Source organism: Lacinutrix sp. MEBiC02404 (genome assembly GCF_053601575.1).
In genome coordinates, this window is the sequence record NZ_JBSHNV010000225.1 from 39048 (window position 1) to 55916 (window position 16869).

Below are 16869 nucleotides of genomic sequence, written 5' to 3' on the forward strand. Positions count from 1 at the left end.
AAAACTTATCAAACTTTTAATCCATTAAACATTAAGAACTCTTTAACATTTCGACAAAATACATTTTTACTCGACGAAACACGTAAGAATTTTTTAAGTGACTGATTCTTAGACAAAAAAAATCAAAAATCGCTTAGCAAGTCTAAAACATAGGTGTGCATCTTATTGGTATAATCTAAATGTGTAACTAATCGAAGCTTATTTTCACCCATTCCTACAAGTTTTACTCCTTTACTTTCTAGTTGAGAAATAAAAGTATCGGAATTAACATCTTCTTGTAGTTCGAAGATTACAATATTAGTTTCTACAGGCTCCACTTTATTAACAAAAGTGGCCTTGTTTAAAACGTCCGCTAACTCTTTTGCTTTATTATGGTCTTCTTCTAACCTTTCTACATGATGATCTAAGGCATATATTCCTGCAGCAGCTAAATAACCAACTTGTCGCATTCCTCCCCCAAAAATCTTTCGTATTCGCATTGCTCCTTGCATGACGTCTTCGTCTCCTACTAATACAGAACCAATAGGACAGCCCAATCCTTTACTTAAGCATACCGAAATAGTATCGAATACTTTTCCGTATTGCTCTGTAGTTTCCTTTTTAGCCACCAAAGCATTCCAAAGACGTGCACCATCTAGATGAAAGCCTAAGCTATGGTCATCACAAACTTTTCTAATTTTTTGTAACTCATTAAAATCCCAACAAGCTCCTCCTCCTTTATTGGTTGTATTTTCTATTTCTACTAAACGTGTTAATGCACTATGATAAAATTCGGGAGGGTTTATACTATCTATTACCTCTTGTGCTGTAAACATACCTCGATGGCCATCTATTAATTTACAAGAAACACCACTATTAAAACTGGCTCCGCCTCCTTCATAATTATATATATGCGCGTACTTATCACAAATTACTTGTTCTCCAGGATTTGTATGTAACTTAATAGCTGTTTGATTTGCCATAGTTCCTGTCGGAAAAAATAATGCTTTTGGTTTACCAAACATTTCTGCTATACGCTCTTCTAACGCGTTAACGGTTGGATCTTCTTTATAAACATCATCACCAACAGATGCTTTCATCATTGCATTTAGCATTTCTTTTGTTGGTTTGGTTACGGTATCACTTCTTAAATCTATTATCATTTGGTCTAATTTTATAACTACTGTAAAATTAAATCAAAATATATTTTTACACACAGTATTAAAGTATATTTTTGTTAAAAATATACTTCCTATGATTACTACAGATCAAATTAAAGATCTTAATACACGTCTTAGTATGCTAAGGCAATATCTTTGACTTAGATGCTAAGTTAATTGAAATACAAAACGAAGAAGAACAAACTTTTGATCCTAATTTCTGGAATGACTCTAAAGCTGCAGAAGTGATTATGAAATCACTTCGAGAGAAAAAGAAATGGGTTACGGATTATAATACGGGTAAAACACTAGTAGAAGATTTAGAAGTCATCTATGAATTTTTCAAAGAGGACGAAGCAACTTTGCAAGATGTAGAAACTCGTTTTATAAAAGCAACCACTGCTATTGAAGATTTAGAATTCAAGAATATGCTTTCTGAAGAAGGCGATAGTTTAAGTGCTGTTTTACAAATTACTGCTGGAGCTGGCGGAACAGAAAGTTGCGATTGGGCAAGTATGCTTATGCGTATGTATTTAATGTATGCCGAAAAAAGTGGTTTTAAAGTAAAAGAACTTAATTACCAAGAAGGTGATGTAACTGGAATAAAAACCGTTACTATAGAAATTGAAGGTGATTTTGCTTTTGGCTGGCTTAAAGGCGAAAATGGCGTACACCGATTAGTACGTATTTCTCCTTTTGATAGCAATGCCAAACGACATACTAGCTTTGCTTCTGTTTACGTGTATCCTTTAGTAGATGATACTATCGAAATTGAAATTAATCCTGCAGATATAGAAATTGTTACGGCCCGATCTAGTGGTGCTGGAGGTCAAAATGTAAATAAAGTAGAAACGAAAGTGCAACTAACGCATAAACCTACTGGAATTCAAATTTCTTGTTCTGAAACGCGTTCACAACACGATAATAGAAATCGTGCCATGCAAATGCTAAAATCACAATTATATGAAATTGAATTACAAAAGCAATTAGCACAACGTGAAGATATAGAAGCCGGAAAAATGAAAATTGAATGGGGAAGCCAAATACGTAATTATGTCATGCATCCTTATAAATTAGTAAAAGATGTTCGTTCTGGTCACGAAACTGGTAATGTAGACGCGGTCATGGATGGGGATATTGGTAGCTTTTTAAAAGCATATCTCATGATGATGGGGCAACAAACTACCGAAACAAATAATTTATAATTTAAAGCACTATATGATAACTATATACCACAATAATAGATGCAGTAAGTCTCGATCTGGACTAGAAATATTAAAGAATTCTGGTAAAGAATATAAAATAATTAATTACCTTGAAAATATTCCGAATACCGCTGACTTAACCAGAATAATTAACTTACTTAAAATCAACCCTCTAGATTTAGTAAGGAAAAATGAAGCTATTTGGAAAGAAAATTACAAAGGCAAAATATTAACAAATGCCGAAGTAATAGATGCCATGACTAAATACCCAAAACTAATAGAAAGACCTATTGTTATAAAAGGAAATAAAGCAGTCATTGGTCGTCCACCAGAATTAATCCTAGACCTAATAGCATAACATGTAATAATAGCCCTAAAGCAGACCCAAATTACCTACCTACATTATGATTTTGATTTACCATAACCCAGAATCAATAGACTCTATCGAGTGCCTCAATATTTTAAAAAAAATAAAACAAAGACACAAAGTAATTAGACATATTGATAACCCATTAACAGAAAGAAAATTAAAAAGAATAATTAAGCTTCTAAACATTAAAGCTATTCAATTAATTAGAACAGAATCTACCATTTGGAAAGACCATTATCAAGAATTAGTTTCTAATCCTGATGATTTTGAAGATATTGAATATATAAAAATGATGACCGAATTTCCTAGTCTAATAAAAATACCAATAGTTATTAATGGAGATAAAGCTGCAATTTGCCAACCGCCAGAAAAAATACTAAGCATACTAGCTAGCTAATTTAAAAAGCTTCAAAATCTAAACATTTTGAAGCTTTTTTAGTTAAAGACATTCTGTTTTTAGTAAATAATGAAAAAGAATACGGTTTTAGAAAATGAGAATGCTTTTTTTCTATTCCATCCTATAACTATTCGGGAGGAAAACATTAAAAACCAATCTAAAACGCTATCGCAAAAGTTAAAGTTAGTTCTTTAACATACTTTTAACCAAAACACTTTAAACCAAACTATATTTTTGCGGTCTTAAGCAAAAAACTAATCATGACTAAACAATTATTCGCATTCATTTGCATTTTATTTTTTACTTTAAATTCCTTTGCTCAAAAGGAAGTAAGAATTACTGGAAGTATTCTAGAACGAGAAACACTTCAACCTTTAGAATATGCCACTGTTGCTTTCTTTAGTAAAAAAGAAAACAGAATGGTTACTGGAGGGATTACAGACCAAAAAGGAAACTTTAGCATCCCTGTTACTGCTGGACTTTATGATGTTTCTGTCGAATTTATTGGTTTTGGGACAAAGACAATTGCGAACCAAGAACTTTTAACAGACACCAATCTAGGTAAAATATTTCTTAGTGAAGATGCAGAATCTTTGGATGTAGTAGAAATCATTGCAGAACGTACGACAGTAGAAATAAAATTAGATAAAAAAATATACAATGTTGGTAAAGATCTTACCGTTCGTGGTGGTACCGTTAGTGATGTACTAGACAACGTACCGTCGGTTGCTGTAGATGTTGAAGGAAATGTATCTTTAAGAGGACAAGAAAATGTACGGATTTTAATTAACGGAAAACCTTCCGGTTTAGTTGGTTTAAACTCTACAGAGGCATTGCGCCAATTACCGGCCGAATCTATTGAAAAAGTAGAAGTTATTACTTCTCCTTCCGCAAGATATGATTCTGAAGGTACTGCCGGAATTATAAATATTATTTTAAGAAGAAGTAAATTACAAGGTTTAAATGGAGCAATAACGGCGAACGCTGGTTATAATCCTTCCGCAGGAATATCTGGAAACATAAATTACAGAACAGGAAATGTAAATATCTTTAATACCACTGGTTATAGTTATAGAGAAGCTCCAGGAAATTCTTACACCAATACTACATATAAGGATTCTGGAAATAGTATTAACGAATCTAAAGATTACGATCGTATAAGAAAAGGTTTTAATACCAATTTAGGGATAGAATGGTACATTAACGATTCTGCTTCATTAACTACATCTATTTTATATAAAGACAATAATAACGAAAGTAATACCACAAATAGCTTACTACAATATGATAGTAACAATCTGTTAACGAGTACAAGTTCTCGTTTTGATCCAGAATTAGAAGATGACAAAACCATTCAATATGCTGCTAATTTTACAAAAGATTTTGAAGCTAGTGGGCACAAACTTACTTTCGATTTTCAATACGAAGACAGCACAGAGGATGAGAACTCTCTTGTAGAAGTAAACGATGTATTTACAGAAAAAGTAGGAACTCTTGAAGAACAAGAACGTATTTTATTACAAGGCGATTATGTATTACCAATTGGTGAAAAGGCACAGTTTGAATTAGGTTATCGTGGTAATTTTAATAATCAATCTACAGATTATGTAGTAGAGTTTTTAGATGCTGATACTAATGCTTTTTATGAAGATAATGGCTTATCTAATGTATTAAATTATAAAGAATATATTAATGCTGTGTACACGCAATATGGTAGCAAACATGGTAAATTCTCCTATTTATTAGGTTTACGTTTAGAAAATACTAGAATTACTATAGACCAACCATCTAGTGGCGATTTTAGTAAAAAAGATTATACAGGATTATTTCCAACAGTAAATTTAAACTATGAGTTATCGGATGCAGAAAGTGTAACCCTTGGTTATAGCAGACGTTTACGCAGACCACGTTCTTATTTTATCAATCCGTTTCCTTCACGTTCTAGTGTATCTAGTGTTTTTCAAGGAAATCCCGATTTAGATCCTAGTTACTCTGGTACTTTTGATCTTGGTTATTTAAACCGTTTTGGAAAAGTTACACTGAATACATCTGCTTATTACCAACATGCTACAGACGTATTTAACTTTATCAGTTTTGATACAGGAGAAACAGTAAATGTAGATGGTGAAGATGTATCTATAATTCAACGTACACCTATTAATTTATCTAGTGAAGATAGATATGGTTTTGAATTCACGCTTATGTACAGAGCATCTCGTAAATTCAATACCAGTGCAAACTTTAATGTATTCAAATCTAAAACCGAAGGTGTAGATCCAAACGGAGCAGATTTAAGTAACGAAAACACGAGTTGGTACGCAAGATTAAATACTAAATATACGTTACCTGCAGATATCGAATGGCAAACGAGTATGAATTATAGTGGTCCGAGCGAAGATGCACAAAACAAACGTGAAGGTGTTTTTTCAACCAATATAGCTTTTAGTAAAGACTTATTTAAAGACAAAGCATCCATCGCTTTTAATGTTAGCGATTTATTTAACTCTAGAAAACGTACTATGGAAACAAACACAGATACTTTTTTTAGTACTAGTGAATTTCAATGGAGAGAACGTAGCTTTAATTTATCTTTTACCTACAGATTTAACCAACAAAAGAAACGTGAAAGAGGTTCTAGAGGAAATGGTGGAGATGAAGAATTTGAAGGATAAAATATAATACCTGTAGAAATTGCAAGTTATAAAGCAATCTCATAAATTAAAAAACAGCTCCTACCCTTTTAAAAGGTAGGTGCTGTTTTCTTTTATGGAAAAAGGATAAGCTTATAAATTTTAAAATTAGACCAAACAAAAAAAGGGGAAACACAATGTGTTTCCCCTTTTTAATATATTTATTTAAAACTTATGCGTTACGCGCAGCTTTTTTCTCGTCTCTTTTTTCTTTTAAAAACTCCATTAAAGAACCACCAATCCAGTAAGGTATAATAAAAGTCATTAAAAATATCATTAACCAGAAACCTATAGTTAAAATGGTTAAGAATGCTAAAAAGCCTAAATATTGGTCAAATTCAAACATAATTTTTTTGGTATCTTATTTGTTAATATTGCAAATATAAAACAAAGTGTTTTTTTATGCAATATAAAATGTAGAATTATTAACAGAATTATTAATACTAATGTTTTTGCTAAAAAGATAGCATCTTGTCCATTCCTATTCCCGAAATTAATTATTTAAAAAAAAACAATCTCATTCCTTCTAATCATTTCGATAACAACTAAAATCCCTTTAACAAAAGAAGCAGGAAGAATTGGAGTTGCAAGTATGAATATAAAGAACTATTCCAATATCTAGAATTTAGAAACTACCACTTCTCATTTAATTCACAATGAAAATATTCTTTTACTAGAAACTAGAAAAAAAACAGCATGGTATTATAAAATTTCAAGTTTTAGCGAATGGCTTCCTTAAGTTTAATTCGGATTAAATATTTTCAATATACTATATCTATACTGGTAAAAATGCGCGCTGCCGTAGTAACTTTAAACGATAAAACCCCAGAAGGTCTGGGGTTTTATCATAGAATTTAGTTGCTAATAATGCATTAAAAGAATCCCATAGGTTTCTTGTCGTAAGAGATTAACATGTTTTTTACAACACGGTAATGATCTAAAGCCATTTTATGGTTTTCACGACCAAATCCTGATTCTTTAACACCACCAAAAGGTGCGTGAGCAGGATATGTATGGTATTGGTTTACCCAAACTCTACCCGCTTGAATAGCACGTGGAACTTGAAATAATTCGTGCGCATCACGAGACCAAACACCTGCACCTAAACCATAAGGAGTATCGTTTGCGATTGCGATTGCTTCTTCAGTAGAACGGAATGTTGTTAATGCTACAACAGGTCCAAAAATTTCTTCTTGAAAAATACGCATTTTGTTATTTCCTTTTAAAACGGTTGGTTGAATGTAATATCCTTCAGAAAGTTCCCCTTCATAGTTACCAGCATCTCCTCCAGCTACCACTTCTGCACCTTCTTCTTTTCCTATTTTAATATAGTCAAGAATTTTGTCGTATTGCGGTTTAGAAACTTGAGAACCTATCATGGTTTCTGGATCTAATGGATTTCCTGTCTTGATTGCTTTTAAACGTACTTTCATTTTTTCTATGAAATCGTCAGCGATATCTTCGTGAACTAAAATACGAGACGGAGCAGTACAAATTTCACCTTGATTTAACGAGAACATTAATGCACCTTCAATCGCTTTACTATAGAAATCATCATCATGATCTGCTACAGATGGAAAGAATACATTTGGAGATTTACCACCTAACTCCATGGTTACTGGAATAATATTTTCTGCTGCATTGTGTAAAACTTTACGACCTGTTTCAGTAGAACCAGTGAAAGAAAGTTTTGCAATACGTTTAGAGGTTGCTAAAGCTGCACCAGCTTCTGTACCAAAACCAGTTACAATATTTAATACTCCTGCAGGTAAAATATCACCAATAAGTTCCATTAAAGCAATAACACTTGTAGGCGTTTGTTCTGCTGGTTTAACAACCGCTGTACAACCTGCTGCTAAAGCTGGAGCAATTTTCCAAGCTAGCATTAACATTGGGAAATTCCAAGGGATGATTTCACCAACAACACCAATAGGTTCGTGCAATACAATACTTACTGTGTTTTTATCGTGTTCTGAAATACTTCCTTCATCTGCACGAATAACACCTGCGAAATAACGAAAGTGATCAATACAATAAGGAATATCTGCTGCACGAGACTCACGAATTGGTTTCCCATTATCGATCGTTTCTAAAGTTGCTAAGTATTCGAAGTTATCCTCCATTACTTGCGCTATTTTTAATAAAGCATTACTACGTTCTGTAGCTGAAGATGTACTCCATGAAGGAAACGCTTCGTGTGCTGCGTCTAAAGCAAGATCAATATCTTCTTGCGTGGAACGTGCTGCTTGCGTAAATACTTTACCATCTACTGGAGATACATTATCGAAATACTGTCCTTTTACAGGTGCTACGAATTTACCTCCAATAAAGTTCCCGTATCTTTCTTTGAATACAGGTTTTGTTACATTTGCCATAATTATAAATTTTATTTTTATTTTAAATTCCTACTTACTAAAAGCAAGCGTTTTTAATTAGGATACAAATGTATAGCGTGTATATACTTGTTAAGTTATTGATACGGTTCAACAACTTATGAAAAAAGGTCAATATATTGTCGTTTGAAATCAAAAACCCGACAAACAAACATAACTACCTATATATGATCGGTTTACTAATTATTATTTTGGTTTAAATTATTCATTGAACTAATTAAACACCTATTCTAAAAACACAAATCAAAGGCATACAGGAAGTTATAGGTGTTGCTAAAACAAATAAATAATAATCTTCTCCAATTCGCTTTACTTGCAAATAATCAGTTAAATATATATCGATACTACGGGAATTATAATACTTAAAAAAAGGCTTTATAAAATGTGGTATCCTAAGATTGATTGTATATTAGCGAGCTTAAAAATAACCTCCAGCGAAACAGTTACTGTTTTCTATTAATTAGCATATTCTTATGAAGCGTATATTTTCAAACTTACTATTTAAAGTTTTTCTAGCTATAGTTTTAGGTATTGTTTTCGGACAATATTTACCTGAATCTATAAATCGTGTATTTACAACTTTCAATGCGTTTTTTGGACAATTTTTAAATTTCGCAATTCCGTTAATTATCATGGGTTTAATAATGCCTGCTATTTCCGATTTAGGAAAAGGTGCCGGTAAATTATTATTACTTACCGCTGGTATTGCTTATGGCTCCACCTTATTTTCGGGTTTTATGACTTATTTTACTGCATCTAACATTTTCCCACAACTTTTAGAATCTCATATTAATGATGCTGCTCAGATTACCGATGCTGGTCGTGAATTATTACCTTATTTTAGTATCAATATTCCACCAGCATTAGATGTAATGACCTCTTTAGTTCTTGCTTTTGTAATTGGTTTAGGATTGGCCGCACAAGAGAAATCGAGTTTAAAATCGGTAGTTAAAGATTTTCAGAAAATTATAATGCAATTAATAGAAAACGTAATTGTACCATTATTACCACTATTTATTTTAGGAATATTTGCGAGCATGTCTTTTAGCGGAAAAGTGTTCTCCATCCTTTCTGTTTTTATCAGTATCATCGGAGTCATTTTTGCCTTACATATTTTATTGCTAGTACTTCAATATACTATAGCAGGTATTCTTACCAAAAAGAACCCATTAAAATTACTAGCAACCATGATGCCTGCGTATTTTACGGCATTAGGTACGCAATCTTCGGCAGCTACCATTCCGGTCACCTTAGAACAAGCTTTGAAAAATGGTGTTTCAGAAAAAATTGCAGGTTTTGTTATTCCTTTATGTGCTACAATTCATCTTTCGGGTAGTATTATGAAAATTACGGCTTGTGCTATGGCATTAATGATTTTACACGGAATGCCTTTTGATTTCACACTCTTTGCCGGATTTATTTTTGTCTTAGGAATCGCTATGATTGCAGCACCTGGAGTGCCTGGAGGAGCAATTATGGCTGCTGTTGGTATCTTGCAATCTATGTTAGGTTTCGATGAAGAAATGTTAGGATTAATGATCGCTTTATATATTGCAATGGACAGTTTTGGTACTGCTTGTAACGTTACTGGCGATGGTGCTATTTCTTTAGTCGTAAATGAAATAACGAAAGAAAAAGTAGTTAGTTAGTTTTAAAAACTAATTTAAATATCTTTATGTATTTTATCTCTTATGGAGCCTAAAAAAACAGCTAAATGGAAGTTTTATATTAAGTTTCGTAGACTGTATTTGTTAAAATAATTCTAGAGAATTATTACTCTAAGAGAATCGTTTATCTTTAATTTGAAATATCTGTTGGACTAATTCCGAACTTATTTTTAAAGGCTACACTAAAGTTCGACAGGTTGTTATAACCAATATCCAAATAGATATCAGAAGCTTTTAAATCGCCACCTTGTAATAATTCTTTTGCTTTTTGAAGACGTTTATCTTGAAGCCATTTTCCAGGTGGTTCTTTATATTCGTTTGTAAAATGACGTTTAAAAGTCGATAAACTCATATTACATAGGAAGGCAATTTCTTCCAATTTCAAATTAGAATACACATTACTCTCTACTGTATTTTTGAACAGCGAAACTTCTTTAGAAATTAAAGAATGTAAATAATATTCAAATTTATCTCCATACTTATTAAGCATATAAAGCATTATTTCTTCAAATTTTAAAGATAATAATGCATTACTATAACTATGATCTATAAAGGTACTAGAAGATAATGAACTTATAAAAGCCGCAATATAATCGTCATTTTCAATCACAAAATAGGGCACATCTTCTTTCTGTGGTTTTATATTGTTGGTGTACTTACTTAAAAAATCGGTGAGTTTATTTTCCGAAAAAAAGAAAAGCTTACAGTAATAAATAGCTTCCGTATCTAGTAATTCTGTCCAAAGCCAATTTCCTTTTTTAAGCAATAAGGATTGGTCTTTATTTACAGCAACTGCATTTCCTGCAAAGTGAACTTGCTTTTTACCAACTTGTAAAAAACTGAACATATTCATGCCTAAATTAACCTTACTTTTTACAACATCAGTGGTCATTTTAAAGTCGTAGACAAATAAATCTAGACTTTCTTTTTTTTCCTTAATGAAGATTTCAGGAATATTTTCTATTGGCATTTGGTATTGTTTTGCTGTTTATTATATCTCTTCCAATTAAATAATCATTAACCAATTTTTGTGAAATACTTGTTTAGTGCTATTTCAGGAAGCGTAACATCTTGTTCTTTTTATCACTTTAAAGTGCAAAAATCATTTCAATTCTTTTCATTATAATGATGCGAAGTTACCTTTTTTCTTCAAACATTCCTCCTATTCGTTTTCCGAAAATCATATAATATTCTGACAAATAAACATAAAAAAACATCCTCCAATAAACCATAAATACGTAAATTTACATCGTTAAAATTAGCATCAATATTATGGAATACAGAATAGAAAAAGACACAATGGGTAACGTTAACGTTCCTGCAGACAAACTTTGGGGAGCACAAACAGAACGTTCTCGTAACAACTTTAAAATAGGTCCAACAGCATCTATGCCTTTAGAAATTGTTTATGGTTTTGCTTACTTAAAAAAAGCAGCAGCATTTACTAACTGTGAGTTAGGTGCTTTAGCTATTGAAAAAAGAGATCTTATTGCACAAGTATGTGATGAAATTTTAACTGGAATGCATGATGACCAGTTTCCGTTAGTAATTTGGCAAACAGGTTCTGGTACGCAAAGTAACATGAATGTAAATGAGGTTATTGCTAATAGAGCACAACAAATTGCAGGAAAAGTTATTGGCGAAGGAGAAAAAGTCATTCAGCCAAATGACGATGTAAACAAATCACAATCCTCTAATGATACCTTTCCTACAGGAATGCATATTGCTGCCTACAAGAAAATTGTAGAAAACACCATTCCAGGAGTAACAAAACTACGAGATACCTTAAAAAAGAAATCGGAAGCATTTAAAGAAGTCGTAAAAATTGGTAGAACGCATTTAATGGATGCTACGCCACTTACACTCGGACAAGAATTTTCGGGTTACGTATCGCAATTAGATCATGGATTAAAAGCCTTAAACAACACATTAGAACATTTAAGTGAACTTGCTCTTGGTGGTACAGCCGTTGGTACCGGATTAAATACACCAAAAGGATACGCAAAACGTGTTAGTGAATTTATTGCAGAATTTACAGGCTTACCTTTTATAACAGCTCCAAATAAATTTGAAGCACTTGCTGCTCATGACGCATTAGTAGAAACGCATGGTGCTTTAAAACAACTAGCTGTTTCTTTAAATAAAATAGCTAATGATATTCGTATGATGGCTTCTGGTCCTCGTTCTGGTATTGGAGAGATTACTATACCTGCAAACGAACCTGGAAGTTCTATTATGCCTGGAAAAGTGAATCCTACGCAATGTGAAGCTTTAACCATGGTTTGTGCCCAAGTAATGGGGAACGATGTAGCTGTTAGCGTTGGTGGTATGCAAGGACATTATGAACTTAACGTGTTTAAGCCAATGATGGCTGCAAACGTTTTACAATCTGCACAATTAATTGGAGATGCTTGTAGAAGTTTTGAAGAACATTGCGCTGCTGGAATTGAACCTAACCATGCTGTTATTAAAGAATTACTAAACAACTCTTTAATGTTAGTAACAGCTTTAAACACTAAAATTGGGTATTACAAAGCTGCAGAAATTGCAAATACAGCGCATAAAAACGGAACAACGCTTAAAGTAGAAGCTATAAATCTTGGTTACGTTACTGCTGAAGATTATGACGCTTGGGTAAAACCTGAGAATATGGTTGGTGGCTTAAAATAACGATTACACCCTTTATTTTACCGATAAAAAGTACGCATTTGCTATTTACTATATTTGTAAATAAATAGCTACAGAACATGCACCATAAAAAACGAAAACATATGAAAAGAAAACTACTTACAATTATAATAATTACTATTGCTAGCAATTTAATTTATTCACAAAGTTGGATATTAGAAAATATTGATCCTGCAACTGGAGATGGCGCCTATGAGATTGCATCTGGGGATCTTGATGGTGATGGAGATATGGATATTGTTATGGCTACTTATCATTATAATAACGGTACACCAATACAAGATTATATCAAATGGTATAAAAATGATGGAGCCGGAAACTTTTCAATTGAACCAACTTTATCATCATCTATTCTTTGGGTAGATGGTCTTATAATTGCTGATATTGATGGCCAATTTGGTGATGATATCATTGCAACTTCTCTTAACCAAGGCAAACTAGTTTACTTTTTAAGTGATGGAGCTGGAGGGTTTGGACCTGAAGTAGCAGTTGATAATATGCTTGGTGAACCAGCTCAAGTTGTTGCTGGTGATATTAATGGTGATACTTTTACTGATATAGTTATAGTGGATTATTATAACGCAACGGCACCTGCCGCTAGTAGAGTTAAATGGTATGCTGGAAACGGAATGGGTGGTTTTACTGTTCAATCTGATATTGAAGAGGACACTACTTCTCCTTATACGCTTCCATATTATACAGATTTAGCAGATTATGATAATGATGGTGATTTAGATGTTTTAGTCGGTTATTTTAGCGCTGGACAGCCAATCGAAATATTTTATAATCAATTCGTAGAAACTGGCACTGTGTCTTGGATTAAAGATGCGGTAACTGTTAATACAGGAAGTTCTTATTTATTTGTAGTTAAGTTTGCAGATGTAAATAATGATGGCCAAATGGATGTAGTTAAAGTAGATAATTCATCTGGAGATGTTCAGTGGTTTGATAAAATAAAAAATGGAGCTTCTACAACACACACCATTTCTGATGCAAGTACAATTGCTAGACCTGGAGCTATTGCTGTTACTGATATGGATGGTGATTCTTTTAATGATGTTATACTTACAGATAGTGGTACAGGTAATGATGCCGTTATTTGGTTTAAAGGTGCAAGTAATGCAAATCCAAGTACATCTCACGAATTAATTGTAGATACTAATTATCAAATGTTTGATATTACTGTAAATGATTTTAATGGAGACAGCAAAAAGGATATCGGTACCGTTGGTCGTGCTAGTAGCACAGTAGATTGGATAGAAAATAATTTGCCTACTTTAAGTATGGAAGAAAATACCTTTTCTGATTTAACAATATATCCAAATCCGACAAAGGATATACTTAATTTTAAGCGTTCTAATACAGAACCATTGGATATATCAGTCTATGATGTTTTAGGAAAAAAAATAATATCACATACTATAAATACTAATGATTATATGGATGTTTCTGGTTTAGCAAGCGGATTATATACTATTAGAGTTAATAATTCCACTGAATCATACAAGTTTGTAAAACAATAAACTTCTACACTTTATAAAATTTAAAGCGTTGGCATATTGCCAACGCTTTTTTATTTCCTTAAATTTAGGCTTTAATATAAAATCTATGTCCTTACTAATTACCAATATTAAAGAATTACTACAAGTTAGAGATACCAACGTTTTGAAGGTTTCTGGAAGCGATATGAAAACACTTCCAAGCCTTAAAAACGCATATATCTACATGGAGCATGATACCATTGTAGCCTATGGTAGTATGCAAGACTTAACATCTATAGAAGCTGATAAAGTAATAGATGCCACAGGAAAAATAGTACTTCCCACTTGGTGTGACTCCCATACACACATCGTTTATGCAGGAAATAGAGAACAAGAATTTGTAGATAGGATTAATGGATTAAGTTATGAAGACATCGCAAATCGTGGTGGTGGAATCTTAAATTCAGCAGAAAAGCTTCAAAACACCTCCGAAGAAGATTTATACCAACAATCTATTCAACGCGTGCACAAAGTCATGAAGCTTGGTACAGGAGCTTTAGAAATTAAATCTGGCTATGGCTTAACTGTGGAAGCAGAACTAAAAATGCTTCGCGTTATAAAACGCATTAAAAAAGAATTTCCTATAAAAGTAAAAGCTACTTTTTTAGGTGCTCATGCGTTACCAAAAGCATATAAAGAAGACAAAAAGGGTTATCTAGATCTAATGATTAATGAAATGCTTCCTCAAATTGAAAAAGAAGGACTTGCTCATTATATAGATGTTTTTTGCGAAAAAGGCTACTTTAGTTTAGAAGATACAGATCGCTTACTTACCGCAGGAAAAAAACATGGCTTAACGCCTAAAATCCATGTCAACCAATTTAACGCTTTTGGCGGCATTGCTCTTGGCGTAAAACATAACGCACTTTCTGTAGATCATTTAGAAGAATTAAAAGACGAAGACATACAAGCCCTAAAAGGAAGTAATACCATTGCAGTAGCACTACCTTCCTGCTCCTACTTTTTAAGTATACCATATACGCCGGCCAGAAAAATAATAGATGCAGGATTACCTTTGGCTCTAGCAACAGACTATAATCCTGGTTCTACACCTAGCGGAAACATGAATTTTGTGGTAAGTACTGCTTGTATAAAAATGAAAATGACACCAGAAGAAGCGATAAACGCAGCAACTATAAATGGTGCGTATGCCATGGGAATTTCTAATCAGTACGGAAGTATTACTAGAGGTAAAAAAGCAAACCTAATTATAACCAAAGAAGTACCAAGCTACAACTTTTTACCTTACGCTTTTGGCGAAAATAATATAGACACCGTAATTATAAATGGAAGCATCCTATAATTTTGTATTAAATGCCTTAAAACCATTATCCAAATCCTGAATTGCTTTAGGCTTAACAGATTTTATTTCGGTTTGTGAATACACAAAACATTTACCTTAAGGAAGAAATATAAACTAAAGTAATTTCATCGCTATTCAAAAAGAAAATAAAGGAACTTGTTCTACTAAACATGTATTTTTAAAAGAAATTGCTATTGAAAATAAAGTAGCGAAGATTCCATTTTGTTTATGTATTTATAATAGGAAAGAAACGAATACTTTAAGAATGGATGAAATTTTAGCAAATTATAACTTAGCATATATTCCTGAAGCACACACCTATTTGAAGTTTAAAGACCAACTATTGGATTTTACTAGAAACCAAGAAAGTCAAACATCGTTTAATATGCAATTCTATTGGAAGAAATAATCCTTCCGAAGGACATATAAAACTACATTAAAAGCAGGATTTCTTTTAAAAACACTCCATATACTTTTCAAGAAATTTGGAATACTAGAGATGCTTGTATTACACAATTATGCAAATAAAAAAGCCTGAAACGAAATAGTCCCAGACTTTTAAATGGATTAATTACTAACTATTATTTTAAAGAAAACTCGTCGCTTGAAATTAATTCTTTTTCATTAAAAACATTAACTACATAACGTCCTTTTACAAAATCGTTATCTCCTCTTGCGGTAACAAACTCACAAACGTCTAAAGAGTTATTCTCATAATTAAACTTGCTAATAACACTATAGTTTAAAATTTGGTCTTCAAATTGAACTTGTGCATTTTCACCTAAAATATTATTTCCAGGACCTATTACTTGCACATAAAATTCTTGATCTCCTGCTTGTACTAATCTATTTTTAGCAACCGTATAACAAACTCTAATCTTATCTACACGTCTTGCTCTCTCTGTAGGAATTAATTTACCAGAACTACGTTCTATTACGCCATATCCTTTTAAACCGACTGTATTTAAAACAGATGCCGTTTCCATCACTTCTGCTAAAGCTGTATTTTGTACTAATAAAGAATCTGTAAACATAGTACGTTGCTCTAGTCTAACTTTAGTACTATCTAAAGAGGTTGCTAGCAATTGGTTCTCCACTTTCAATCTATCATTTTCCACTAAAAGAACATCCATTTCTTTTTGTAAGGATAAGTACTTTTGTTTGTATTTCCATAAGCTCCCAACATTTGCTTCCGATACTTTTAAAGAATCCATAAGTCCTTGAATACGTTCTTTAGCTTCAATTAATTTTTCATTAGCTATATCATTTTCACCAATAGCAATATCATATTGTTTTGCCATATTGCTTAAATCATTCATTACTAATTGCTTTTCTTTAGTAAGCTGCACTTCATTTTCTTTTTTCTCTTGGTATAAAGTAGAAGTATAAAATCCAGTTCCTAAAAATAATGCTAATGCAATACCTAAAGCTACTTTTAATCCTATGCTATTTTTATTATCTGTCATAATTACTTGT

14 protein-coding genes are annotated in these 16869 nt (G+C 32.4%); 9 read left to right on the forward strand and 5 right to left on the reverse strand.

Annotated features, from left to right (window positions below; all coding sequences use genetic code 11):
• Positions 1-122 precede the first annotated feature (122 nt).
• Positions 123-1142: a threonine aldolase family protein gene (locus tag ACVCXO_RS19175; protein WP_452231219.1), complete on the reverse strand. Its 1020-nt coding sequence runs from the start codon at positions 1140-1142 to the stop codon at positions 123-125.
• Positions 1143-1233: 91 nt separating this feature from the next.
• Here ACVCXO_RS19175 and prfB point away from each other — a divergent pair.
• The 4 genes from prfB (at position 1234) to ACVCXO_RS19195 (ending at position 5783) form a co-directional block, all read left to right on the forward strand.
• A protein-coding gene (gene prfB, locus ACVCXO_RS19180; protein WP_452231220.1) for a peptide chain release factor 2 occupies positions 1234-2344 on the forward strand; the annotation gives its coding sequence in 2 pieces (ribosomal slippage) (positions 1234-1296 and positions 1298-2344; 1110 coding nt in all).
• 13 nt (positions 2345-2357) lie between these two features.
• A complete protein-coding gene (arsC, locus tag ACVCXO_RS19185; protein WP_452231221.1) occupies positions 2358-2702 on the forward strand; it encodes an arsenate reductase (glutaredoxin) in 345 nt (114 codons plus the stop codon).
• A 46-nt stretch (positions 2703-2748) separates the two neighbouring features.
• Positions 2749-3111, forward strand: a complete 363-nt coding sequence (locus ACVCXO_RS19190; RefSeq protein ID WP_452231222.1) for an ArsC/Spx/MgsR family protein — start codon at positions 2749-2751, stop codon at positions 3109-3111.
• Between the two features lie 260 nt (positions 3112-3371).
• Entirely contained in the window at positions 3372-5783 is a 2412-nt protein-coding gene (locus tag ACVCXO_RS19195) for a TonB-dependent receptor domain-containing protein (protein WP_452231223.1), read from the forward strand.
• 190 nt (positions 5784-5973) lie between these two features.
• On the opposite strand, the gene ACVCXO_RS19200 is transcribed toward ACVCXO_RS19195, so the two are convergent.
• Together ACVCXO_RS19200 and ACVCXO_RS19205 are read right to left on the reverse strand one after the other, a co-directional pair.
• On the reverse strand, positions 5974-6147 hold the full coding sequence (locus ACVCXO_RS19200; RefSeq protein ID WP_162838505.1) for a hypothetical protein: 174 nt from the start codon (positions 6145-6147) through the stop codon (positions 5974-5976).
• A 526-nt stretch (positions 6148-6673) separates the two neighbouring features.
• Positions 6674-8176 carry an aldehyde dehydrogenase family protein gene (locus ACVCXO_RS19205; RefSeq protein ID WP_452231224.1) on the reverse strand — a complete coding sequence of 501 codons (1503 nt, stop codon included), beginning with the start codon at positions 8174-8176 and terminating at the stop codon, positions 6674-6676.
• A 491-nt stretch (positions 8177-8667) separates the two neighbouring features.
• Here ACVCXO_RS19205 and ACVCXO_RS19210 point away from each other — a divergent pair, with 491 nt between their 5' ends.
• The gene (locus ACVCXO_RS19210) at positions 8668-9843 is read left to right on the forward strand and encodes a dicarboxylate/amino acid:cation symporter (RefSeq protein ID WP_452231225.1); all 1176 of its coding nucleotides are present in this window, start codon (positions 8668-8670) and stop codon (positions 9841-9843) included.
• A 148-nt stretch (positions 9844-9991) separates the two neighbouring features.
• Here the strand turns inward: ACVCXO_RS19210 and ACVCXO_RS19215 are convergent, their stop codons facing one another.
• Positions 9992-10831 carry a helix-turn-helix domain-containing protein gene (locus ACVCXO_RS19215; RefSeq protein ID WP_452231226.1) on the reverse strand — a complete coding sequence of 280 codons (840 nt, stop codon included), beginning with the start codon at positions 10829-10831 and terminating at the stop codon, positions 9992-9994.
• Positions 10832-11133: 302 nt separating this feature from the next.
• Here ACVCXO_RS19215 and fumC point away from each other — a divergent pair, with 302 nt between their 5' ends.
• From fumC to ACVCXO_RS19235, 4 genes are all read left to right on the forward strand, one after another.
• The gene (gene fumC, locus ACVCXO_RS19220) at positions 11134-12531 is read left to right on the forward strand and encodes a class II fumarate hydratase (RefSeq protein WP_452231227.1); all 1398 of its coding nucleotides are present in this window, start codon (positions 11134-11136) and stop codon (positions 12529-12531) included.
• A gap of 101 nt (positions 12532-12632) precedes the next feature.
• On the forward strand, positions 12633-14072 hold the full coding sequence (locus tag ACVCXO_RS19225) for an FG-GAP-like repeat-containing protein (protein WP_452231228.1): 1440 nt from the start codon (positions 12633-12635) through the stop codon (positions 14070-14072).
• An 85-nt stretch (positions 14073-14157) separates the two neighbouring features.
• Positions 14158-15393 carry an imidazolonepropionase gene (hutI, locus tag ACVCXO_RS19230; RefSeq protein ID WP_452231229.1) on the forward strand — a complete coding sequence of 412 codons (1236 nt, stop codon included), beginning with the start codon at positions 14158-14160 and terminating at the stop codon, positions 15391-15393.
• A gap of 265 nt (positions 15394-15658) precedes the next feature.
• Positions 15659-15802 carry a hypothetical protein gene (locus ACVCXO_RS19235; protein ID WP_452231230.1) on the forward strand — a complete coding sequence of 48 codons (144 nt, stop codon included), beginning with the start codon at positions 15659-15661 and terminating at the stop codon, positions 15800-15802.
• A 172-nt stretch (positions 15803-15974) separates the two neighbouring features.
• Here the strand turns inward: ACVCXO_RS19235 and ACVCXO_RS19240 are convergent, their stop codons facing one another.
• The gene (locus ACVCXO_RS19240) at positions 15975-16859 is read right to left on the reverse strand and encodes a chromosome partitioning protein ParA (protein WP_452231231.1); all 885 of its coding nucleotides are present in this window, start codon (positions 16857-16859) and stop codon (positions 15975-15977) included.
• Positions 16860-16869 lie beyond the last annotated feature (10 nt).

Excerpts from the sequence above, each read along its gene's own strand:
- ACVCXO_RS19175 (WP_452231219.1), bottom strand. The coding sequence starts at position 1,142 with ATGATAATAGATTTAAGAAGTGATACCGTAACCAAACCAACAAAAGAA.
- arsC (WP_452231221.1), top strand. The coding sequence starts at position 2,358 with ATGATAACTATATACCACAATAATAGATGCAGTAAGTCTCGATCTGGA.
- ACVCXO_RS19190 (WP_452231222.1), top strand. The coding sequence starts at position 2,749 with ATGATTTTGATTTACCATAACCCAGAATCAATAGACTCTATCGAGTGC.
- ACVCXO_RS19195 (WP_452231223.1), top strand. The coding sequence starts at position 3,372 with ATGACTAAACAATTATTCGCATTCATTTGCATTTTATTTTTTACTTTA.
- ACVCXO_RS19200 (WP_162838505.1), bottom strand. The coding sequence starts at position 6,147 with ATGTTTGAATTTGACCAATATTTAGGCTTTTTAGCATTCTTAACCATT.
- ACVCXO_RS19205 (WP_452231224.1), bottom strand. The coding sequence starts at position 8,176 with ATGGCAAATGTAACAAAACCTGTATTCAAAGAAAGATACGGGAACTTT.
- ACVCXO_RS19210 (WP_452231225.1), top strand. The coding sequence starts at position 8,668 with ATGAAGCGTATATTTTCAAACTTACTATTTAAAGTTTTTCTAGCTATA.
- ACVCXO_RS19215 (WP_452231226.1), bottom strand. The coding sequence starts at position 10,831 with ATGCCAATAGAAAATATTCCTGAAATCTTCATTAAGGAAAAAAAAGAA.
- fumC (WP_452231227.1), top strand. The coding sequence starts at position 11,134 with ATGGAATACAGAATAGAAAAAGACACAATGGGTAACGTTAACGTTCCT.
- ACVCXO_RS19225 (WP_452231228.1), top strand. The coding sequence starts at position 12,633 with ATGAAAAGAAAACTACTTACAATTATAATAATTACTATTGCTAGCAAT.
- hutI (WP_452231229.1), top strand. The coding sequence starts at position 14,158 with ATGTCCTTACTAATTACCAATATTAAAGAATTACTACAAGTTAGAGAT.
- ACVCXO_RS19235 (WP_452231230.1), top strand. The coding sequence starts at position 15,659 with ATGGATGAAATTTTAGCAAATTATAACTTAGCATATATTCCTGAAGCA.
- ACVCXO_RS19240 (WP_452231231.1), bottom strand. The coding sequence starts at position 16,859 with ATGACAGATAATAAAAATAGCATAGGATTAAAAGTAGCTTTAGGTATT.